The 23014-nt window shown below is 69.9% G+C and carries 12 protein-coding genes; all 12 read left to right on the forward strand.

Annotation, left to right across the window (positions count from 1 at the left end; genetic code table 11):
* The first annotated feature begins 74 nt into the window (after positions 1–74).
* Positions 75–3959 (forward strand): phosphoribosylformylglycinamidine synthase, encoded by a 3885-nt coding sequence (gene purL / locus ACQG3P_RS05980; RefSeq protein WP_426804493.1) that lies wholly within the window; start codon positions 75–77, stop codon positions 3957–3959.
* Positions 3960–4419: 460 nt separating this feature from the next.
* On the forward strand, positions 4420–13062 hold the full coding sequence (locus ACQG3P_RS05985; RefSeq protein WP_426804494.1) for an ESPR-type extended signal peptide-containing protein: 8643 nt from the start codon (positions 4420–4422) through the stop codon (positions 13060–13062).
* Between the two features lie 128 nt (positions 13063–13190).
* Positions 13191–15044: a S8 family peptidase gene (locus ACQG3P_RS05990; protein ID WP_184124692.1), complete on the forward strand. Its 1854-nt coding sequence runs from the start codon at positions 13191–13193 to the stop codon at positions 15042–15044.
* Positions 15045–15162: 118 nt separating this feature from the next.
* On the forward strand, positions 15163–16896 hold the full coding sequence (gene gspE, locus ACQG3P_RS05995; RefSeq protein WP_426804495.1) for a type II secretion system ATPase GspE: 1734 nt from the start codon (positions 15163–15165) through the stop codon (positions 16894–16896).
* A 2-nt stretch (positions 16897–16898) separates the two neighbouring features.
* Positions 16899–18119, forward strand: coding sequence for a type II secretion system protein XpsF (xpsF, locus tag ACQG3P_RS06000; RefSeq protein ID WP_426804496.1), 1221 nt, complete (start codon positions 16899–16901; stop codon positions 18117–18119).
* A 43-nt stretch (positions 18120–18162) separates the two neighbouring features.
* The gene (gene gspG, locus ACQG3P_RS06005) at positions 18163–18597 is read left to right on the forward strand and encodes a type II secretion system major pseudopilin GspG (RefSeq protein ID WP_068849158.1); all 435 of its coding nucleotides are present in this window, start codon (positions 18163–18165) and stop codon (positions 18595–18597) included.
* A 12-nt stretch (positions 18598–18609) separates the two neighbouring features.
* The gene (gene xpsH, locus ACQG3P_RS06010; RefSeq protein WP_426804505.1) at positions 18610–19113 is read left to right on the forward strand and encodes a type II secretion system protein XpsH; all 504 of its coding nucleotides are present in this window, start codon (positions 18610–18612) and stop codon (positions 19111–19113) included.
* A complete protein-coding gene (xpsI, locus tag ACQG3P_RS06015) occupies positions 19110–19532 on the forward strand; it encodes a type II secretion system protein XpsI (protein ID WP_068849161.1) in 423 nt (140 codons plus the stop codon). The genes xpsH and xpsI overlap by 4 nt, the downstream gene beginning before the upstream one ends.
* A complete protein-coding gene (locus ACQG3P_RS06020) occupies positions 19529–20161 on the forward strand; it encodes a type II secretion system protein J (protein ID WP_426804497.1) in 633 nt (210 codons plus the stop codon). The genes xpsI and ACQG3P_RS06020 overlap by 4 nt, the downstream gene beginning before the upstream one ends.
* Positions 20158–21018, forward strand: coding sequence for a general secretion pathway protein GspK (locus ACQG3P_RS06025; RefSeq protein ID WP_426804498.1), 861 nt, complete (start codon positions 20158–20160; stop codon positions 21016–21018). Before ACQG3P_RS06020 ends, ACQG3P_RS06025 begins: the two co-directional genes overlap by 4 nt.
* On the forward strand, positions 21015–22172 hold the full coding sequence (locus ACQG3P_RS06030; protein ID WP_426804499.1) for a PilN domain-containing protein: 1158 nt from the start codon (positions 21015–21017) through the stop codon (positions 22170–22172). The genes ACQG3P_RS06025 and ACQG3P_RS06030 overlap by 4 nt, the downstream gene beginning before the upstream one ends.
* Positions 22147–22875, forward strand: a complete 729-nt coding sequence (gene gspM, locus ACQG3P_RS06035) for a type II secretion system protein GspM (RefSeq protein WP_426804500.1) — start codon at positions 22147–22149, stop codon at positions 22873–22875. Before ACQG3P_RS06030 ends, gspM begins: the two co-directional genes overlap by 26 nt.
* Positions 22876–23014: the final 139 nt, after the last annotated feature.

Genomic DNA, 23014 nt, shown 5'->3' on the forward strand with positions numbered 1-23014 from the left:
ACCCCGGGACCGACCACCGGCCGGCACGGACCGGTACAATAGTGGGCCCCGTTCCCAACCACGGTTCCCCGGACATGATGGTCCTCGAGGGCGCATCCGCCCTTTCGCCGTTCCGCCGCGAACGTCTTGAATCCCGCCTCCAGTCCCTGGCCGCCGATCTGCGCATTACCGGTGCCTGGCATGTGTACTTCATCCAGACCGAGGGCGATGCCGCCCCGGACCCGGTGGTCCTGACCCGGATCCTGGAAGCCGAGCCGGCCCCGGCAGTACGCGAGGACGGGGCAACCAGCCGCTTCGTGGTGCCGCGCCTGGGCACGCTGTCGCCGTGGTCGAGCAAGGCCACCGAACTGGTGCGTGGCGCCGGGCAGCCGATCCGCCGGGTGGAACGTGGCCTGCGCATCGACCTGGCCGGCTGGCCGGCCGACGCGGCCGCGCGCGAGGCGGTCATCCGCGCGCTGCACGACCCGATGACCCAGTCGGTGCTGGACGACGCCGCCCAGGCCCAGGCGCTGTTCACCGCGCCGGCCCGTGGCGAGCTGGAGCGGGTAGCGCTGGAAGACCTGGAAGCGGCCAACCGCCGCTTGGGCCTGGCCATGGCCCAGGACGAGATCGACTACCTGCGCCAGCGCTTCGGCGAGCTGGGCCGCAAGCCGTCGGACGTGGAACTGATGATGTTCGCGCAGGCGAACTCGGAGCACTGCCGGCACAAGATCTTCAATGCCAGCTGGACCATCGATGGCGCCGACCAGGCCCATTCGCTGTTCCGCATGATCAAGAACACCCACCAGCAGACCCCGCAGCACACGCTCAGCGCGTACAGCGACAACGCGGCGGTGGTGGCCGGCTTCCCGGCCGCGCGCTATCGGCCGGACCCGGCCACGGGCGAATACCGCAGCGAAGCGGTGGTCGATTCGGCGTTCTGCATCAAGGTGGAAACGCACAACCACCCGACCGCGATCGCGCCGTTCCCGGGCGCCTCCACCGGCGCCGGCGGCGAGATCCGCGACGAAGGCGCCACCGGCCGCGGCGGCAAGCCCAAGGCCGGCCTGACCGGCTTCTCGGTCTCGCACCTGCGCATCCCGACCCTGCCGCAGCCGTGGGAAGCGCCGCGCGCGCTGAACCCGCGCATGGCGCCGGCGCTGGACATCATGCTGGAAGGTCCGCTCGGCGGCGCCGCGTTCAACAACGAATTCGGCCGCCCGAACCTGTTGGGCTACTTCCGCAGCTTCGAGCTGCCCGAAGGCGACGGCCTGACCCGCGCCTACGACAAGCCGATCATGCTGGCCGGCGGCCTCGGTGCGATCGACCAGGTCCAGGTCGAAAAGCTCAAGCTGCAGCCGGGCGATGCGGTGATCGTGCTCGGTGGCCCGGCCATGCTGATCGGCTTGGGCGGCGGTGCCGCCAGTTCGGTGGCCTCCGGCGAAAGCGCCGAGGACCTGGATTTCGCCAGCGTGCAGCGCGACAACCCGGAAATGGAACGCCGTTGCCAGGAAGTGATCGACCGCTGCGTCGCGCTGGGCCTGGACAACCCGATCCGCTGGTTCCATGACGTCGGCGCCGGTGGCCTGTCCAACGCGATTCCCGAGCTGCTGCACGACTCCGGCGTGGGCGGGGTGATCGACCTGGGCAAGGTGCCCACCGATGACCCGTCGCTGTCGCCGATGCAGCTGTGGTGCAACGAATCGCAGGAGCGCTATGTGCTCGGCGTGCCGCAGGCGCGCCTGGCCGAGTTCGCCGCGCTGTGCGCGCGCGAGCGCTGCCCGTTCGCCGCGGTCGGCGTGGCCACGGCCGAAGAACGCCTGGTGGTCGCCTATGGCGCGACGGTCGGCAACATTCCGGCCGACGCCCCGATCGACCTGCCGATGGACGTGCTGTTCGGCAAGCCGCCGAAGATGCACCGCGACACCGCGCACCCGCCGGCGCCGCGCTGGCCGTCGCTGAAGACCGGCGGCCTGGACCTGCACGAGGCCGGCCTGCGCGTGTTGGCGCACCCGTCGGTGGCGTCGAAGAACTTCCTGGTCACCATCGGTGACCGCAGCGTCGGTGGCCTGACCGCACGCGAACAGATGATCGGTCCGTGGCAGCTGCCGCTGTCCGACGTTGCCATCACCCTGGCCGGCTTCGATACGCTGGCCGGCGAAGCGATGTCGATCGGCGAGCGCACCCCGCTGGCGCTGCTCGATGCCGCCGCCTCGGCGCGCATGGCAGTGGGTGAGGCGATCACCAACCTGTGCGCGGCTCCGGTCGATGCGCTGGAAACGGTGAAGCTCTCGGCAAACTGGATGGCCGCGGCGGGCCACAACGGCGAAGACGCGCTGCTGTACGACGCCGTGCGCGCAGTGGGCATGGAGCTGTGCCCGCAGCTGGACCTGAGCATCCCGGTCGGCAAGGACTCGCTGTCCATGCAGGCGCAGTGGCACGACGCCGGAGAGGCGCACAAGTCGGTGTCGCCGGTGTCGCTGGTGATCACCGCGTTCGCGCCGGTGGCCGATGCCAGCACCCAGCTGACCCCGCTGCTGGACCGCGAGACGGAAAGCGAGCTCTGGCTGATCGGCCTGGGCGCCGGCAAGCAGCGCCTGGGCGGTTCGATCCTGGCCCAGGTGCACGCCGACCACAGCGCGCTGCCGGCGTTTGCCGGTGCCGTGCCGGACCTGGACGATCCGCAGCGCCTGCGTGCGTTCTTCGAACTGATCCGCGATGCACGCCAGTCCGGCCTGCTGCTGGCCTACCACGACCGCAGCGATGGCGGCGCGTTCGCTGCGCTGTGCGAAATGGCCTTCGCCTCGCGCCAGGGCCTGGACATTACCCTGGATGCGTGGGGCGATGATCCGTTCCGCAGCCTGTTCAACGAAGAGCTGGGTGCGGTGGTGCAGATCGCCCGCGAAGACCGCGCGGCCTTCGCCGACCTGGTGGAGCGCCACGCGCTGACCGAATGTGCCCAGCGCATCGCCCGCCCGACCACCGCCCCGGTGGTGCGCGTGTCGCTGCAGGGCGAAAGCCTGGTTGAATGGCGCTGGGAAGCGCTGTTCGATGCCTGGTGGTCGGTCACCCACGCCATGCAGAAGCTGCGCGACAACCCCGACAACGCCGACCAGGAGCGCGCCATCGCGCGCAGCTTCACCGCGCCGGGCCTGAAGCCGAAGCTCAGCTTCGACCTCAATGAGGATGTGGCCGCCCCGTTCATCAACACCGGTGCGCGTCCGCGCGTGGCGGTGCTGCGCGAGCAGGGCGTCAACGGCCAGATCGAAATGGCCAACATCTTCGAACGCGCCGGCTTCCGCAGCGTGGACGTGCACATGAGCGACCTGATCGCCGGCCGCGTCGACCTGGCCGATTTCACCGGCCTGGCCGCCTGTGGCGGCTTCAGCTACGGCGACGTGCTGGGTGCGGGCCGCGGCTGGGCCACCTCGGTGCTGGAGCGCAGCGCGCTGCGTGATGCCTTTGCCGGCTTCTTCGCCCGCCAGGACAGCTTCGCGCTGGGCGTGTGCAACGGCTGCCAGATGCTGAGCCAGCTGAAGGACATCATCCCCGGTGCCGAGCACTGGCCGCAGTTCCGCCGCAACCGAAGCGAGCAGTTCGAAGCCCGCACCGCGTTGCTGGAAATCGTCGAATCGCCGTCGATCCTGCTGCGTGGCATGGCCGGTTCGCGCCTGCCGGTGGCGGTGGCGCACGGCGAAGGCCAGGCGGTGTTCGCCAATGCCGTCGACCAGGCCGCCGCCCGCGTGTCGCTGCGGTATGTCGATGGCGACGGCAACGTGGCCACCCAGTACCCGCTGAACCCGAACGGCTCGCCCGACGGCATCACCGGCCTGACCACCACCGATGGCCACGTGACGATCATGATGCCGCACCCGGAGCGCACCCCGCGAGCGGTGAACCTCAGCTGGCGTCCGGCGGACTGGAACGGCGACTCGCCGTGGCTGCGCATGTTCCGCAACGCAAGAGTATGGTGCGGCTGAACGACGGTGCACGCCGCGTGAAAGACGAGTGAAAGAGAAGTGAAGAAAGACCGCCGACCTGTTCGGCGGTTTTTTTTGGGCGGCGTTCAAGTCGAGCACAGCCAACGAGTTACAGCGCGTTACATGTGTGAAGCCGCGTGATGGCGAATGCTCACATCGATCTAACAAAATGCCTTGATGAATAGTCGAATGTGTGACGCCTTGCGCGTTCGAACACTTTCGTCTGTCAAAGTCTTGACGCCATGGAAACCGTGCGTTAACACTGAGTTCTCAGTTTGCAATCGTTCAGTTCGGAATCAACCGCAAGGATGGCGAGTTCTCTGTTCGTTGATCGCGCCGATAGCGCGCCATCCGGCACAACGCAGTAAATCAAGCGGAAAACGCCCCCAGGGGACGTTGGGCCACGCGGCCTGGCGTTGGCGTCGCTTTGCCCAAAACCAGCCAACCAGGAGTCGCATCGATGAATCGGATTTATCGCAAGGTCTGGAACAAAGCACTGGGGCAGATGGTCGTTGCCTCCGAACTCGCCAGCAGCCAGACCCCGGGCGTGGTCATCGATCAGCGACGATCTTCCGACACGCGCGGGGGCGCCGTGCTCTCGGCCGCCATTGCGTTGACGCTTGGATTGGGCATGGCCGGCGCGCCCTCCGGTGCGCAGGCGCAGTCGGTGGAAGTGGGCGGCAACGCCAACTGCGTGGTGCTCAACAGCAACGTGATCGACAGCTGCGTAGTGGATGGCAATGCGACCGCATCGGGCGCGAACGCCGTGGCCATCGGCAGCAACAGCACCGCCTCGGCAGCCAACAGCGTGGCGCTCGGTGCCGGCTCGCGCGCCGCACGCGCCAACACGGTGTCGGTCGGTGATGCCGGCAAGGAGCGCCAGGTCACCAACGTGGCCGCCGGTACTGCGGCCACCGATGCGGTGAACAAGGCGCAGCTCGACACCGTCGCTGCAACGGCCGCCAGCGCAACGCGCTACTTCAAGGCGGACGGCGAAGGCAACGACAGCGATGCAGCCCGCATCGAAGGCGAAGGCGCACTCGCTGCCGGCGCCAGTGCGAATGCCGACGGCGACGGCGCCACCGCGCTGGGCCGCAACAGCCAGGCGCTGTCCAACGCCACCACGGCGGTAGGCAGCGATGCCGTTGCCGCCGGCCTGGGCGGCAGCGCATTCGGCCAGAACAGCCTGGCCATCGGCGACGCCACCGTTGCGGTGGGCCAGAGCGCGATGGCGTTCGGACTGGGTGACGTGGCGCTGGGCGCATCCGCGTTTGCCGCCAGCGAAAACGGCGCAGCCACCGCCATTGGCGGGCTGGCCGAGGCCAGCGCCGATGGCGCCACCGCCATTGGTGGCGGCGCACTGGCGATCGGCGCGGGCAGCACCTCGCTCGGCCGCGGCGCCGGCAGCGGCGGCGAAGCCTCGATTGCGGTGGGTGCGTTCAGCACGGCGGTGGCCGACTTCAGTGCGGCGCTGGGTTCCAACTCCGCAGCGGTTGCGGTCGGCAGCGTCGCGCTGGGTGCAGGCTCCTACGCCGATCGCGTGGACACCGTGTCGGTCGGCAACGACAACGGCCTGCAACGGCAGATCACCAACGTCGCCGCCGGCACCGAAGCCGGTGATGCGGTGAACAAGGCCCAGCTCGACGAGGTGGGTGAGGTGGCAGGCACCACCGCGAAGTACGTGCAGGCTACCGGCAGCGCCGACAGCGACGCGGGCGCCTTTGCCGACGGCGACAACGCCACGGCCGTGGGCGAAGCCACCAATGCGCTCGGCGCCGGCACCACCGCGCTCGGCAGCGGCGCCACCGCGGTGGCGCAGAACGCCACCGCGGTGGGCTACAACGCGCTGGCCAGCGGCCAGAACAGCGCCGCCTTCGGCACCAACGCGCAGGCCAACGGCCCGGGCAGCGTGGCCGTGGGCGGCACTGCCGTGGATGAAGACGGCAACCCGCTGATCAACAACGGCGGCGTGCCGGTCGATACCGGCGCCACCAGCGCCGGCGTCGGTGGCACCGCCGTCGGTGCCAGCGCGGAAGCGGCGGGCTTTGCCGCCTCGTCGTATGGCGTCGGCGCCTATGCGGCCGGCGCACAGTCGTCGGCGTTCGGCGCGGTGGCCAATGCCACCGGCGACTACGCCACGGCGGTGGGCACGCAGAGCGCGGCCAGTGGCACCAGCAGCACCGCCATCGGCGGTCCGGTCGACCTGATTCCCGGCCTGGGCTTCTTCGTCGACACCCAGGCCAGTGGCGAGGCCGCCACCGCGGTCGGCGCCGGTGCGATTGCCAGCGGCGATTACGCCGTGGCCAACGGCACGCTCAGCGAAGCCTCTGGCACCGAAGCCACCGCCGTGGGCTACTTCGCGTACGCACCGGGCGAAGGCGCGTCCGCACTCGGTGCGGAAAGCTGGGCCAGTGGCGAACTGAGCACGGCCGTCGGCTTCTACAGCACCGCGCGCGGCGCCAACAGCGTCGCCCTGGGCGCCAATTCCACCGCCGTGCGCGACAACACGGTGTCGGTCGGCGATGTCGGCAACGAACGCCAGATCACCCATGTCGCCGCCGGCAGCGAAGCCACCGATGCGGTCAACAAGGCGCAGCTGGATGCCGTCGCCGGGACCGCGGACGGCACCGCCTACCGCTTCAAGGCCAACGGCTCGCAGGACAGCGACGTGGGCGCGTTCGCCGATGGCGACGGCGCACTCGCTGCAGGCGAGGCCAGCAATGCCATCGGCGCAGGCGCCACCTCGGTGGGCAACGGTGCGTCCGCAGTGGGCGATGATACGGTGGCCGTGGGCCGCAATGTCGCCGCCACCGGCAACGGCAGCGTCGCCATTGGTGGCGTCGGCCAGGCCTACGACCAGTACAACTCGCCGATCGTGGATGCCGATGGCAACGCGGTGACGGTGGGCACCACCGCCGCGCAGGATGCCGTCGCCGTCGGTGCAGGTGCACAGGCCACCGGCGCGCAGAGCAACGCGTACGGCAGCGGCGCACAGGCCGCCGGCGACAACAGCCTGGCGCAGGGCTACAAGTCGCGCGCTACGGGTGAGTACAGCGTGGCGCAGGGCGACAACGCCTTCGCCAGCGGCAGCGAAAGCACCGCTACCGGTGCGTATGCATGGGCCACCAGCGATGGTGCCACCGCGTTCGGTTCCAGCGCGTGGGCGACCGAGGCCAATGCCACCGCCGTGGGCTATGCGGCGTGGGCCGATGGCAGCGGTGCTACCTCGATCGGCTACAACAGCTGGGCGCGCGGCAACAGCGCCACCGCGCTCGGCCGCGGTGCGTTCGGCTACGGCGACAACAGCGTCGCGGTGGGTTACCAGGCGCTGGGCAACAGCATCAACACCATCGCCATCGGCACGAATGTCGTCGCCGGCGGTGAAAGCGCGATCGGCATCGGTGCGGGCAGCAACGCCAGTGCCGCCAACGCGGTGGCACTGGGCGCTGGCGCACGCGCCGACCGTGCGTACACCGTATCGGTCGGCAATGATGACCAGCAGCGCCAGATCACCCAGGTCGCGGCCGGCACCGAGGGCACCGACGCGGTAAACGTCGACCAGCTCACTGCCGCCACTGACAAATTCCAGGCAAGCGGCGACGGTGTGGCGGTCGTCGGCGGAGCGGAAAGCGTGGCGGCCGGTTCCAACGCCGCCACCGATGGCGACTACGCCACGGCAGTGGGTTCCAGCAGTTTCGCCAGCGGCACCGGCGCCTCGGCAGTCGGTAGTGGTGCGTTCGCGCTCGCTGACGGCGCCACCGCGGTTGGCCTGAATGCACTTGCCAGCGCAGGCAATGCCACCGCCACCGGTGCCGATGCACAGGCCACTGCCGAATACGCCACCGCCAACGGTGCCGAAAGCCTCGCCTCGGGCGAGCAGAGCACTGCCAATGGCGCGGCCAGCATCGCCTCGGGCGCCGGCAGCCTCGCCAGCGGCGCGCTGTCCGAAGCGGCCGGTGAGGAATCGGTGGCGCTGGGTTACTACAGCACCGCCAGCGGCTCGGGCGCCACTGCGGTGGGCGCGGAAAGCGTAGTCAGCGGCACCCTGTCGGCCGGCTACGGCTTCGCCTCGGAAGCGACTGCCGGCTACACCACCGCGATCGGTGGCTATGCCGCGGCAACCGCGTTCAACGCCACTGCGCTGGGCAGCTTCGCCCAGGCCACCGGCTCCAACAGCGTCGCGCTCGGTGGCGACGCCGAAGCCACCGGCGCCTACAGCACCGCCACCGGCCAGGGCAGCCTGGCCAGCGGCACCAACAGCGTGGCCATCGGCGGTGCGCTGTTCGGCCTGCTGCCCACCGAAGCCTCCGGCAACTACTCCACCGCCGTGGGCGGCGGTGCATGGTCGCCCGGCCTGAACAGCACCGCGCTCGGCAACGCCGCGACCTCCGAAGGCGAAAACAGCGTGGCGCTCGGTGCGGACTCGATTGCCGACCGCGATGACAGCGTGTCGGTCGGCAGCGCCGGCAGCGAGCGCCAGGTCACCAACGTGGCCGCCGGTACCGAAGGCACCGATGCGGTGAACCTGGACCAGCTCAACGCCGTGGCCGATACCGCCGCCACCACCAGCAAGTACTTCCAGGCCAGCGGCAGCGATGCCAGCGATGCCGGTGCCTTTGTCGACGGCGATGATGCGCTGGCCGCCGGTGAGGCCAGCAATGCCATCGGCAACGGCGCCACCGCGCTGGGTGCGGGCAGCACGGTGGTTGCCAACGAGGCGACGGCAGTGGGCTTCAATGCCACGGCGACCGCCGATTATGCGGTCGCCATCGGCAGCAACGCGGCCAGCAGCGGGCAGGGCGCGGTCGCCCTCGGTGACCTGAGCACCGCCAGTGGCGGCGCCGCCATCGCCATCGGCGGCGGCGCGTTGTCGCAGGGCTTCGGCTCGGTGGCGGTCGGTGCGGGCGCGGAATCCACCGGCCTGGCATCCACCGCAGTGGGTTACGGCGCGTGGGCGCTGGGTCGCGAAACCACGGCCATCGGCAACTTCGCCACCGCCGACGGCTGGGCCGCCAGTGCGTTCGGCGCGGGCGCCACGGCTGCCTTCTTCGGCACCGCGATCGGTACCTACAGCTACGCGGACGAAGTAGCCACCGCAGTGGGCCAGGGCACGCGTGCCAACGTGGCCGGTGCGGCGTTCGGCGTGCAGGCCAATGCCGGTGAGTACGGCGTGGCGCTGGGCAACAACGCGGCCACCGCACAGAACGGCGTGGCGGTCGGCTTCAACGCCCTGGCCGGCGCCGATGCCAACAGCAGCACCCAGGGCATCCAGACCACGGCCGTCGGCAGCGAGGCGTGGGCCACCGAAGATGGTGCCACCGTGGTTGGCTACAACAGCTACGCGCAGGCGCTGAACTCGACCGTGGTGGGCAGCAACACCTGGACCACCAAGGACGCCGACAACAGTGTCGCGCTCGGCGCCGGCACGCTGGCTGATCGTGCCAACACGGTATCGGTCGGTGCGGCCGAAGCCTGGACCGATGCGGCCGGCGTGGTGCATGACGCGATTGACCGCCAGATCACCAACGTGGGTGCCGGTACCGAAGACACCGATGCGGTGAACGTGGCTCAGCTGAAGGAAGTGGCTGCGGTGGCTGAAACCACCAGCAAGTACTTCCAGGCCAGCGGCAGCGACGACAGCGATGCCGGTGCCTATGTGGAAGGCGACAACGCACTGGCGGCGGGTGAAGCGTCCAATGCGATCGGCGATGGCGCCAGCGCGCTCGGCAGTGGTGCCAACGCGCTGGCCAACAATGCCACCGCCATCGGCTTCAACGCGCTCGCTACCGGCGAAGGTGCGGCCGCACTGGGCAGCGAGGCCCAGGCGACCGGCGAAAACAGCGTGGCCATCGGCAACGGTGCCGCCGCCAGCGAGATCGGTGCCAGCGCGGTGGGTGCCGGTGCGCAGGCGTCCGGTGCGTACAGCACGGCCGGCGGCAGCGAAGCCATCGCGTCGGGCCAGCAGGCCACGGCGAACGGCTTCCGCTCCACGGCGTCGGAAGCCGGTGCATCGGCGTTCGGCGGGTACAGCGAAGCCACCGGCGAGCTGTCCTCGGCACTGGGTTATGGCGCAGTCGCCTCCAATGCCTATGCAACCGCAGTCGGTGCAGCCGCCACGGCGTCCGGTGCCAGCGCGGTGGCGGTGGGTGAGTTCAGTGAAGCCACCGGCGACGAAAGCGTCGCGGTCGGTGGCAGTACGTTCTTCGGCTTCATTCCGGCGCGCGCGTCAGGCACGGGTGCATCGGCCTTCGGCGCCGGTGCCTGGGCCACCGATGACTACGCCACCGCGGTCGGCTGGAATTCGTGGGCCGATGCGGCCAGCGCCACCGCACTGGGCGAAAGCGCAACGGCCAGCGGCGTGAACAGCGTGGCCCTGGGCGCAGGCTCCAGTGCGGACCGCGACAACAGCGTCTCGGTCGGCACCGCCACTGCGCAGCGGCAGATCACCAACGTGGCCGCCGGTACCGAGGGCACCGACGCGGTCAACCTCGACCAGCTCAACGCCGTGGCCGATACCGCCGAGGAAACCAACCGCTACTTCAAGGCTTCCGGCAGCGGCAATGGCGATGACGTGGGCAGCTATGTCGATGGCACCTATGCCACGGCGGCAGGCGAAGCGTCCAACGCGTTCGGCACCGGCGCGTCGGCCTACGGCAGCGGTTCGCTGGCCTCGGGCCGGTACGCCTCGGCGTCGGGCTACAACGCCTCGGCCACCGCCGATTCGGCCACCGCGATCGGCGGTTCGCTGTACTACGAAGATGCCAACGGCAACGTGCTGCTCGACAAGGCCACCAGTGCCAGCGGCACCGGCGCTACCGCACTGGGTGCCGGCGCACAGGCCACCGGGGTGTTCAGCACCGCCAGCGGTGCCGGCGCGACTTCGGCCGGGCTGCAGTCGTCCGCCGTCGGCTACAGCGCCGAAGCCGGCAGCGACTACAGCACCGCTGTCGGCGCGTTCAGTGCCGCCAGCGGGCTGCGCACCACCGCGCTCGGCTACGGTGCCGAAGCCAGCGGCGACTACGCCTCCGCGTTCGGTTGGGGCAGCACCGCCTCCGGCGCGTATGGCATCGCCATCGGCAACAGCGCGCAGGCCAGCGGCGCCAACAGCTTCGCCGGCGGCGCCAGCGCCTGGGCCACAGCGGCACAGACCACTGCCGTCGGCCAGTTGGCATGGGCGACCTCGGCCGGCTCCACCGCGATCGGCCAGGACAGCTACGCCTACAGCGGCATCAATGCCACCGCGCTGGGCAAGAGCGCCTGGGCCAGCGGCACCGGCAGCGTGGCCCTGGGCGCAGGCTCGCGTGCCACCGAGGCCAACGTGGTCTCGGTCGGCGGCGGCAACGGCACCACTGGTCCGGCCACGCGCCGCATCACCAATGTCGGTGCGGCAGTGAATGCCACCGATGCGGTCAACAAGGCGCAGCTGGACAGCGTCGCGGCGACCGCCGATGCCGTGGGCCAGCACTTCGACGCCAGCGGCAGCGGCGTGGCCAACGCCAGCGGCACCGATGCGCTGGCAGCCGGTTCGGGCGCCACCGCCAGCGGCACCCGCAGCAGCGCGGTGGGTACCGCGGCCACCGCCTCGGCCACCGGCGCCACGGCGCTCGGTGCGGATGCCTCGGCACGCGGTGACAACAGCACCGTGGTCGGCCGCCTGGCCTCGACCAACGCCACCAACGGCGTGGCCGTGGGCAACGGTGCCTTCGTCAGCAACGGTGCCAACGGCATCGCCATCGGCTCCGCTGCCGGTGCGTCCGGTGCCAACTCGGTGGCGCTGGGTGCAGGGTCGCGTGCAGTGGAGGCCAATGTGGTCTCGGTCGGTGGCGGCAACGGTACCGATTCGCCGGCTACCCGCCGCATCGTCAACGTCGCGGCCGGTCGTGTCGCCGCAGGCAGCACCGATGCGGTCACCGGCGGCCAGCTCAACACCACCAACCAGCGCGTGGGCGCCGTGGAAACCCGCGTCGGCGACATCGACGACCGCATCGGCTCGGTGGAGAACGTGACCGCCAACGCGCTGACCTACGACGACAGCAGCCGCGACAGGCTCACCCTGTCGGGCGTGGAGGGCACCACCCTGGACAACGTCGCCACCGGGTCGATCGCCAGCGGCAGCCGCCAGGCCGTCAATGGCGGGCAGCTGTTCCAGGCCCTGACCGACACCGCCAGCTTCCTCGGCGGCGGCGCCAGCGTCGGCATGCAGGGCGTGTTCGTCGCGCCCAACTACGTGATCCAGGGCAGCACCTACAACAACGTGGGTGACGCGCTCGGGGCGCTGGATGCCAAGGTCAGCGAAATCGACCAGCGCGTGGCCGGTGGCAGCAGCAACGCGGCACGTGCGCGCTCCGCGTCGGTGTCCACCGCCAGCGTGGCGGCCACGCCTGAGGCTGCCGATACGGCGGCGACCACGGCCGAGACGACCGCCGCCAGCACCGACACGGCCCGCGTGGCCAGTGCCGATGCCCCGGTCGTGCAGGGCACGCCGACCGCCGCCAGTGTCGGCGCCCCGCAGCCTGTGGCAGCGGTGGCACCGGTCACCTCGGTGGCGATGGGCGAAGGTGCCGTGGCCAGCGGGGCCTCGGCCACTGCGATCGGGCAGGGGGCCAGCGCCACGGCCGCCAACTCGGTCGCACTGGGCCAGGGCTCGGTCGCCGACCGCGCCGACACGGTCTCGGTGGGTGCCGTCGGTGCCGAACGCCAGGTCACCAACGTGGCCGCCGGCAGCGCGGCCACCGATGCGGTCAACAAGGGCCAGCTGGACGGTGGCATTGCCACCGCCAACAGCTATACCGACCAGCGCTACAGCGCGATGGCCGACAGCTTCGACATCTACAAGGGCGAAATCGATGAGCGCCTGCGCCACCAGGACCGCCGCATCGACCGCCAGGGCGCGATGAACGCCGCGATGCTCAACATGGCCACCAGTGCCGCCGGCATCCGCACGCAGAACCGCGTCGGTGTCGGTGTCGGCTTCCAGAGCGGCGAGTCGGCGTTGTCGCTGGGCTACCAGCGTGCCCTCAGCGACCGCGCCACGGTCACTGTCGGCGGCGCATTCAGCAGTGATGACAGCTCGGTGGGCGTGGGTGCCGGCTTCGGCTGGTAACGCGTCCGATGCAATGCAAGGCCTGAGGGGGCGGGTCACGGAGACCCTGGCCAGGGCCGGCCGGGGTTTCCGCATGGAGTGTTGGCCTGAACAGTCGTTTGATCCATGACCTTGAAGAGGATTACACCGTGACCAAGAAGCAGAACCTTCGCATCAACGTGCTGGCAGCCGCCGTGCTGTCGCTGTCCGTGGGCGCCAGCGCCTATGCCGCCGGTTTGCCGGTCAAGGAACCGGCGAAGCAGGCCAGCACCGCCCAACAGGGTTCCGAACGCATCATCGTCAAGTACCGCACCGGTACCGCTGCGGCCTCCGACCGCTCGGCCAAGCTGGCCACGGTGACCTCGGCGGTTTCGCGCGCCAGCCTCGGCGCCACCACCGCGCGTGCCGCGGCAGCCAGCCCGCAGGTAGTGCGCCGGCTCGGCACCGGTGCCGATGTGATCCGCCTGCAGGGCAAGCTCAGCCAGGCCGATCTGCAGAAGGTGCTGAAGGAAATCCAGGCCGATCCGTCGGTCCAGTACGCCGCGGCTGACGTCAAGCTGCAGCGCGCCGACCTGCGCGCCAAGGAAACCGCGCAGCTGGTGCCGAACGATCAGTACTACGCGCAGTACCAGTGGCACCTCCACAGCGCCACCGGTGGCGTGAACGCGCCGGCCGCGTGGGACGTGGCCCAGGGCGAGGGCGTGGTGGTGGCGGTGCTGGACACCGGCATCCTGCCGCAGCACCCGGACTTCGCCGCCGGCACGCTGCTGGAAGGCTACGACTTCATCAGCGACGCCGAGACCTCGCGTCGTCCGACCGATGAACGCGTGCCCGGCGCGCTGGATTACGGCGACTGGGTAGAGAACGACAACGAGTGCTACGCCGGTTCGCTGGCCGAAGACAGCTCCTGGCACGGCACGCACGTGTCGGGCACCGTTGCCGAAGCCACCAACAACACCGTCGGCATGGCCGGCCTCGCTTACAAGGCCAAGGTCCTGCCGGTGCGCGTGCTCGGCAAGTGTGGCGGCTACCTGTCCGACATCGCCGATGCGATCACCTGGGCTTCCGGTGGCACCGTAGCCGGCGTGCCGGCCAACCCGAACCCGGCCGAAGTGATCAACATGAGCCTGGGCGGCGGCGGCGCGTGCGACCCGGCCTACCAGGATGCGATCAACGGCGCGGTCTCGCGCGGCACCACCGTGGTGGTGGCGGCAGGCAACCAGGCCTCCAATGCTTCGGGCTACCGTCCGGCCAGCTGCGCCAACGTGATCGCCGTAGGTGCCACCCGCATCACCGGCGGCATCGCGTCGTATTCCAACTTCGGCGCGGCCGTGGACCTGTCCGGTCCGGGCGGCGGCGGTGGCGTCGACGGCAACCCGGGCGGTTACGTCTGGCAGGCCGGCTACAACGGCCTGACCACGCCGACCTCCGGTGCCTACAGCTACATGGGCATGGGCGGCACCTCGATGGCCTCGCCGCACGTGGCCGCCGTGGCCGCACTGGTACAGGGCGCGCTGGCCTCGGCCGGCAAGGACCCGCTGACCCCGGCGCAGCTGGAGACCCTGCTCAAGCAGAGCGCACGCAACTTCCCGGTGACCATCCCGGCGGCCACCCCGATCGGCAGCGGCATCGTCGACGCCAAGGGTGCACTGGACAAGGCCCTGGAAGAACCGTGCACGGTCGATTGCGCGCCGGATGCGACGCCGCTCACCAACCGCGTGGCGGTCAGCGGGCTGACCGGTGCCGGTGGCAGTGAAACGCTGTACAGCTTCGAAGCGACCGCGGGCAAGACGCTCAGCGTCCTGACCTACGGCGGCAGCGGCAACGTGTCGTTGTACGTCAGCGCCGGCGCCGAGCCGACCGCGACCGACTTCGATGCCAAGTCCGCGCGTCCGGGCAACAGTGAAACCGTGCGCTTCACCGCGCCCGTGGCAGGCACCTACTACATCAAGCTGGTAGGTGAATCGGCTTACAGCAACGTGAGCATCCAGGCCGTCCAGTAACGGCCGGGAAGACCCTGCGGGAGCCCGTCATGTGACGGGCTCCCGTTTTTCATTGGCCACCACCGCATGTGGCATCACGGCGAACTGCTAAAGTCTGCGGGTCGCCAGGAGAGCTTTCGTGAATGCGGTAACCCACGATCTTGCTGAAGAGTCAGCCATGGATGCGGAAACCCGCATCGTGGCGCTGTTGCTGCGCAACGGGCGGCTGAAGGAGGCCGACCTGGCCCGCGCGCGGCCGCTGCAGCGCGAAGCCGGTGGCAGCCTGCTGCCGCTGCTGGTGCGGCTGGGCCTGGTGTCCGAGCGCGACCACGCGCAGGCCTGTGCCGAGGTGCTGGGGCTGCCGCTGCTGGAGGGCAAGGGCGTGCCCGAAGCGCCCCCCGAATCCCTGATCGATGCGCTGCCGCTGTCGTTGCGCTTCCTCAAACAATTCCACGCCTGCCCGCTGGCGCTGCACGACGGCGTGCTCGACCTGTGGCTGAGCGACCCGCAGGAGCCGTACACCGCCGATGCGGTGCAGCTGGCGATGGCGGTGCCGGTACGCCTGCAGGTGGGCCTGCGCTCGGAGATCGATGACGTCATCGAACGCTGGTTCGGCCAAGGCCGCAGCGCGATGGGCGCCATCATCGAAACCGCCGACGGCGAAGGCAGCGTGGTCGACGACATCGAGCACCTGCGCGACCTGGCTTCCGAAGCACCGGTGATCCGCCTGGTCAACCTGGTGATCCAGCGTGCGGTGGAACTGCGCGCGTCGGACATCCACATCGAACCATTCGAGAACCGGCTGAAGGTGCGCTATCGCGTCGATGGCGTGCTGATCGAAGGCGAAAGCCCGCCGGCCAACCTCACCGCTGCGGTGATCAGCCGCATCAAGATCATGGCGCGGCTGAACATCGCCGAGCGCCGCCTGCCGCAGGATGGCCGCATCATGCTGCGCGTGCAGGGCAAGGAACTGGATCTGCGCGTGAGCACCGTGCCCACCGCGCACGGCGAAAGCGTGGTGATGCGCCTGCTCGATCGCGACACCGTGGTGTTCGATTTCCACCGGCTCGGCTTCACCGATGCGTTTCTGCCGCAGTTCCGCAAAGTGCTCGAGCAGCCACACGGCATCCTGCTGGTCACCGGCCCCACCGGCTCGGGCAAGACCACCACGCTGTACACCGCGCTGAGCCAGCTCAACACCGCGGATGTAAAGATCATCACCGTCGAGGATCCGGTCGAGTACCAGATCGAAGGCATCAACCAGATCCAGGCCAAGCCGCAGATCGGTCTGGACTTCGCCAACGCGCTGCGCAGCATCGTGCGCCAGGACCCGGACATCATCATGATCGGCGAAATGCGCGACCTGGAAACCGCGCGCATCGCGATCCAGTCCGCGCTGACCGGCCACCTGGTGCTGTCCACGCTGCATACCAACAACGCCGCCGGGGGCATCACCCGCCTGCTCGACATGGGCGTGGAAGACTACCTGCTCACCTCCACCATCAACGGCATCCTGGCCCAGCGCCTGGTGCGCCGGCTGGAACCGCAGCACGCGCTGCGCTACCTGGCTTCACCGGAGGAGATCGACAAGTTCGGGCTGCGCCGCCTGCAACCGGAAGGAGACATCTACCTGTACCGCGCGCAGCCCTCGGCGATCGCGCCGACCGGCTACCTCGGGCGCACCACCATCATGGAATTCCTGGTGATGAACGACGAGCTGCGGCGCGCGGTGATGCGCCGCGCCGGCATGGGCGAAGTGGAACAGATCGCCCGCGCCGCCGGCATGCGCACCATGTATGAGGATGGCCTGGCCAAGGCGCTGATGGGCCACACCACGCTCGAAGAAGTGCTGCGCGTGACCGAGGAAAGCTGAGCATGGCGCAGTACCGCTACAAGGCCCTCAACGCGCATGGCGAACTGTTCGACGGCCAGATGGAGGCTGCCAGCGAGGCCGACGTGGCCGCCAAGCTGCAGGACCAGGGGCATCTGCCGATGGAAGCGCGGCTGGCCAGCGAGGGCGGTGCGGGCGGCACCCCTTGGGCGGCGCTGCTGCGGCGCAAGCCCTTCGACGGCGGCGCGCTGGTGCAGTTCACCCAGCAGCTGGCCACCCTGCTCGGTGCCGGCCAGCCACTGGACCGCGCGCTGACCATCCTGCTGGAACTGCCCGAAGACGAACGCAGCCGGCGGGTCATCACCGACATCCGCGACGTGGTGCGCGGCGGTGCCGCGCTGTCCACCGCGCTGGAACGCCAGCACGGGTTGTTTTCGCGGCTGTACATCAACATGGTGCGCGCCGGCGAAGCCGGTGGCAGCCTGCACGACACCCTGCAGCGGCTGTCCGATTACCTGGAGCGCAGCCAGGAGCTGAAGGGCAGGGTGATCAATGCGCTGATCTACCCGGCGATCCTGCTGGCGGTGGTCGGCGGGGCGCTGCTGTTCCTGTTGGGCTACGTGGTGCCGCAGTTCGCGCAGATGTACGAAAGCCTGGATGTGGCGCTGCCGTGGTTCACCCAGTGGGTGCTCACTGCTGGCCTGGTGGTGCGCGAGGGCTGGCTGGCGATGATCGTGGTGCCGGCGCTGGCGCTGCTGGTGATCGAACGCAAGCTGCGCCAGCCGGCGGCGCGCCTGGCGCTGGATGGCTGGCTGCTGCAGCGCAAGGGCATCGGCGGGCTGGTGGCCAAGCTGGAAACCGCACGGCTGGCGCGCACGCTGGGCACGCTGCTGCGCAACGGCGTGCCGCTGCTGGCTGGCCTGGGCATCGCACGCAACGTACTGGGCAACCGCGCGCTGGCCGCCGACGTGGACGCGGCCAGCGACGAGGTCAAGAACGGCAACGGCCTGTCCGCCTCGCTGGCCAAGGGCAAGCGCTTTCCCCGGCTTGCGCTGCAGATGATCCAGGTCGGCGAAGAATCCGGCGCGCTGGATGTCATGCTGCTCAAGACCGCCGATACCTTTGAACAGGAAACCGCGCGCGCCATCGATCGGCTGCTGTCGGCGCTGGTCCCGGTGATCACCCTGGTACTGGCCTCGGTGGTCGGCCTGGTGATCGTGGCCGTGCTGGTGCCGCTGTACGACCTCACCAATGCCATCGGCTGACCGCCGTGGCGTATTTCGTTCCGACATGCTGCAAGGAGCTTCCATGATCCACCGTCGCAAGCTGGTCCGCTTTTCCTCTCCGCGCAACCAGTCGGGCATGAGCCTGCTGGAAATCATCATCGTCATCGTGCTGATCGGCGCGGTGCTTACCCTGGTCGGCAGCCGCGTGCTCGGTGGTGCCGATCGCGGCAAGGCCAACATCGCCAAATCGCAGGTGCAGACCATGGCCGGCAAGATCGAGAACTACCAGCTCGATACCGGCAAGCTGCCGGCCAAGCTGGACGACCTGGTCACCCAGCCGGGCGGCAGCAACGGCTGGCTGGGCCCGTATGCCAAGGCCAGCGAGCTGAACGATCCGTGGGGCAACGCACTGGAATACCGCGCACCGGGCGAAGGCCAGCCGTTCGACCTGATCAGCCTGGGCAAGGATGGCAAGGTCGGTGGCACCAGCTACGACGCGGACATCAAGTACGAGTAAGCGCGCTTGCGCATGCCTGCCCCGCCACGCTGGACACGACGCCCGCGCGCGCTGTCGCGACGGCGTGCCGTGCGCGGCGTTTCACTGCTGGAAATGCTGCTGGTGGTGGCCCTGATCGCGATCATCGGGGTGCTCACCGCGACCGCCATGAACGGCGGCATCGACGGCGTGCGGCTGCGCAATGCCGGCAAGGAAGTGGCCAGCCAGCTGCGCTACACACGCACCCAGGCCATTGCCACCGGAGAACGCCAGCGCTTCCTGATCGATCCGCAGGCGCGCACCTGGGAAGCCGCCAACGGCCGCCACGGCAGCCTGCCCGCTGCACTCGAGGTCCATTTCCGGGGTGCCGGCCAGGTCGCCGGCGTGGCCAACGGCAAGGGCGGCATCGCCTTCCATCCCGACGGCGGCTCCAGTGGCGGCACCATTGAACTGGGCGTACGCGATGCGCTGTGGCGCATCGACGTGAGCTGGATCACCGGCGAAGTGCGCTCCGGCCCGGTGCGGGGCGCGCAATGAAGCACCAGCGTGGCTATTCGCTGCTGGAAGTGATCGTCGCCTTCGCGCTGCTGGCGCTGGCGTTGACGCTGCTGCTGGGCAGTCTTTCCGGGGCCGCACGCCAGGTGCACAACGCCGACCTGCGCACCCGCGCGATGCTGCACGCGCAGTCGCTGCTGGCCGCGACCGGCATTGAACAACCGCTGCAGGAAGGGCGTTCGCAGGGCGACTGGGAAGACGGCCGCTACCGCTGGGAGCTGCAGGTGGAGCCGTACGTGGATGCGCGCGCCAGTGCGCTGCCGCAGGCCGCTGCCACTACCGTCAGCGGGCCGACCCTGGCCCAGCTGACCCTGCAGGTGCGCTGGGGCGAAGGCAACGGCGAACGCCTGCAGTGGCGTTCGTTGCGGTTGTTGCCCAACACGCCCGAGGCGCCGCGATGAGCCGGCGCGGCGCACGCGGCTTCACCCTGATCGAAGTGCTGCTGGCCACCGTGCTGCTGGTCGGCGGGCTGGCGCTGGCCTTCGCCACCGTGCGCTCGGCGATGAACATCGCCCAGCGAGGCGAGCGCGTGGCCGCGCAGAACGAGCGCATGCGCGCGGTGGAAGGCTACCTGCGCCGCCGCCTCAGCATGGCGCTGCCGACCGCCGCCGAACCACCCGATCCCACCCGCGAACCGCTGTATTTCCAGGGCGAACCGCAGCGCATGCTGTTCGTGTCCGAGCTGCCGGGTTATCTCGGCCGGGGCGGGCCCTACGTGCATGAGCTGCAGGTCAATCGCAACGGCGATGCACTGCGGCTGGACGTTGCGCTGACGCTGGTGCAGAACGGCGAGCGCATCGACGAAACCCCGCCGCGCGCGCCGGAACTGCTGGCCGACGCGCTGCGCGAGGTCGCGTTCCGCTACCGCGGCATCGATCAGCGCAGCGGCCAGCTGGGCGACTGGCAGACGCGCTGGGAGGACACCCGGCGGCTGCCGCTGCTGGTGGAGATCCGCATCGTGCCGCAGCAGGGCCCGGCATGGCCGCCGATGGTGGCCGCGTTGTCGCAGTCGCGCGGGCCGCGCTCGTGAGGCGCGCGCGCGGTGCGGCGCTGGTGCTGGTGCTGTGGTTGATCGCACTGCTCACCGCCGTGGTCGGCGCATTCGCGCTCAGTGCGCGCGTCGAGCACCTGCAGCAGCGGGTGATCGGTGACGATGCAATCGGCCAGGAGCATGCACGCGCCGGCCTGGAATACGCCCTGTTCCGCCTGCGTCCCTCCGCGCTGCAACCGCCGTGGCAGGCCGACGGCCGCCGCTATCGCTGGACCTTCGATAGCCGCCAGATCGACCTGCGGATCATCGACGAGAACGGCAAGATCAACCTCAACCTGGCCGATACCGCCTTGTTGACCGCGTTCCTGCGCGCGCTGGAGGTGGAACCCGGGCGCGCCCAGCAGCTGGCGGGTGCGATCGCCGATTGGCGCGATCCCGACAGCCTCAAACAGCCCGGTGGCGGTGCCGAGACCGCCGACTACCAGGCGGCCGGCCTCCCGTATGGCGCGCGCAACGGGCGCTTCGAGACGCTCGGCGAGCTGCAGCGGGTGCTGGGCATGGATGCCGACCTGTATGAACGGATGGAACCGATGCTGACCCTGTACAGTCGGCAGTCGCGTCCGGATCCCCGGTTCGCGGCCGGGCCGGTGTTGAACGCGCTCGGGCTGGATGCCGAACGCCTGCTGGCCGAACGCGAGCGGGCCGAAGCGGCCGGCGACGAAAACGTGACCGGCGCGCTTGCCAGTGGCAGCGGCACCTATAGTATCGAGAGCCGCGCGCTGGATGAGCGCGGACGGGTTTCGGTGTTGCGTGCGGTAGTGCGCATGGGCGCGGCAGGCACGCCGGGAACGACTTACACAGTACTTCGCTGGGAACAGGGAATGGCAGCACGATGACGGCATGGCGGGACAGTCTGGTGCAGGCACGGGGACGGTTCGCGCCCGGCGTGGCCAATGGCCTGCGCTGGTGGCGGCGTTCGCTGCTGGCCTGGCTGCCGCTGCGCTGGCAATGGGCCATGGGCTGGTCGCGTTCGCGCCTGCTGCTGTCGCGGCATGCCGAACAGCTGGTGTTGCGCCGCGATACCGCGACCCAGCTGCAGGCCGTGGCCGAACTGCCGTGGCCCACCACGCCGGCCGACCTGGAGCGGGTGCTGGATGCGCGCCTGCGCGCGCTGCCACGGCACTGGGTGCTGCCGGCCGCCGCGGTGCTGCGCCGCCCGCTGCGCCTGCCGGCCGCCGCTGCACCGCGCCTGCGCGACGTGGTCGGCTTCGAGATCGACCGGCAGACCCCGTTCGAGGCCAACCAGGTCCACTACGACGTCCGCGAACTGGACACATTGCCCGACGGCCAGCTGCAGGTGGAACTGGTGGTCATTCCGCGCCAGGCGCTGGAGCAGTGGTCGCAGCAGGCCGGCAGCTGGGCGCAGCAGCTGGCCGGCGTGGATGCCGACGATGGCGCGGGGCAGCCGCTGGGCGTGAACCTGCTGCCGCCGACCCAGCGCCGGGTCACCCACGACCCGATGCGGCGCTGGAACCTGCTGCTCGCCGTGGCCACCGTGGTGCTGCTGGCCCTGGCTGGTACCCAGCTGCTGGACAACCGCCAGGCCGCCGCCGATCGCCTGCGCGAGCAGGTCGATGCCGCCGCACACGACGCGCGCCGCGTCGCCGCGCAGCGCCAGCAGCTTCAGGAGCTGGTGGATGGCGCCGCGTTCCTGGAAGGCAAGCGCGCCGAACATGCCAGCACCGTGGAGCTGTGGAACGAACTTACCCGGCTGCTGCCCGATGGCACCTACCTGGAAAAACTTTCTGTTGAAGGCAACACGCTGCAGCTGATCGGACTGAGCCGCGAGGCCTCGCAGCTGGTCTCCCTGCTGCAGGATTCACCGCTGTGGCGCAAGGTCAACCTGACCGGCGTGCTGCAGGCCGATGGCGGCGCCGCCGGCCGTGACCGCTTCACCCTCACCGCCGAGCTGCAGCCGCTGCCCGGTGCCCCGGCCGCCGCCACGCCCGCCCCGGAGGTTGCCGATGGCAATGCCGCCAACACGCCGTGACCGCTGGCTGGCACTGGCGTTGCTGCTGGCGGTGATCGCGCTGGCCTACCTGCTACTGGTGCATCCGTGGTTCACCCGGCCGCTGCTGGACATCAACCAGGGCATTGCCGAGCTGCAGGAACGCGAGCAGCGCGTGCAGTCCCAGCTGCAGCAGCGCACCGCCGTGCAAGAGCGCCTGCAGCAGGTGCAGGCGGCGCTGGAAGGGCGCCCCGGCTTCCTGCGCGAACCCACTGCTGAATCGGCCGCCGCCGCCTTGTCGAGCCGGTTGCAGGACGCGGTCGCGTCGGCCAGCCCTGGCAACCGCAGCTGCACCATCAGCAACCGCTCACCGCTGACCGACACCGCGCGCGATGCGCAGTTCCCGCGCGTGGCCCTGCAGGTCCGCCTGCGCTGTGGCGTGCCGGAAATGGCGGCGGTGCTGCACACCCTGGAAACCGGCAGCCCGCGCCTGTTCGTGAATAACCTCAACCTGCTGGCGCAGCGCTTCCAGGCCTCGCCCAACGAGACCGGCACCGGACTGGACGTGTCCTTCGAACTGGTTGGCTACCTGCGCCCGGGTGCAGGCAGCGATGCGGCCGCCGCGCCGGTCGAGCCTGTACCCGAACCCGCGCCGGGAGGGCTGGAACCGGTCGGCTCGGCGATGGCCGCCCCGACCGACCCCGGCACGGCCGAACCGGTCGAGGAGGGCACCCATGAAGATTGAACTGGCCCCCCTGCGCAGCTGGTGGCTGGGCGGCGTGGCCGCGTGGGCCGCCGCGATCTGGATCGCCACGCTGTTCGGCGTGGGTGGACGCATCGCCCCGGCCGGTGCCGGCGACCGTGCCCCACCGCCGCTGCCGACA

It is taken from the genome of Stenotrophomonas sp. SrG (assembly GCF_050031795.1).
Lineage (GTDB): Bacteria > Pseudomonadota > Gammaproteobacteria > Xanthomonadales > Xanthomonadaceae > Stenotrophomonas > Stenotrophomonas rhizophila_A.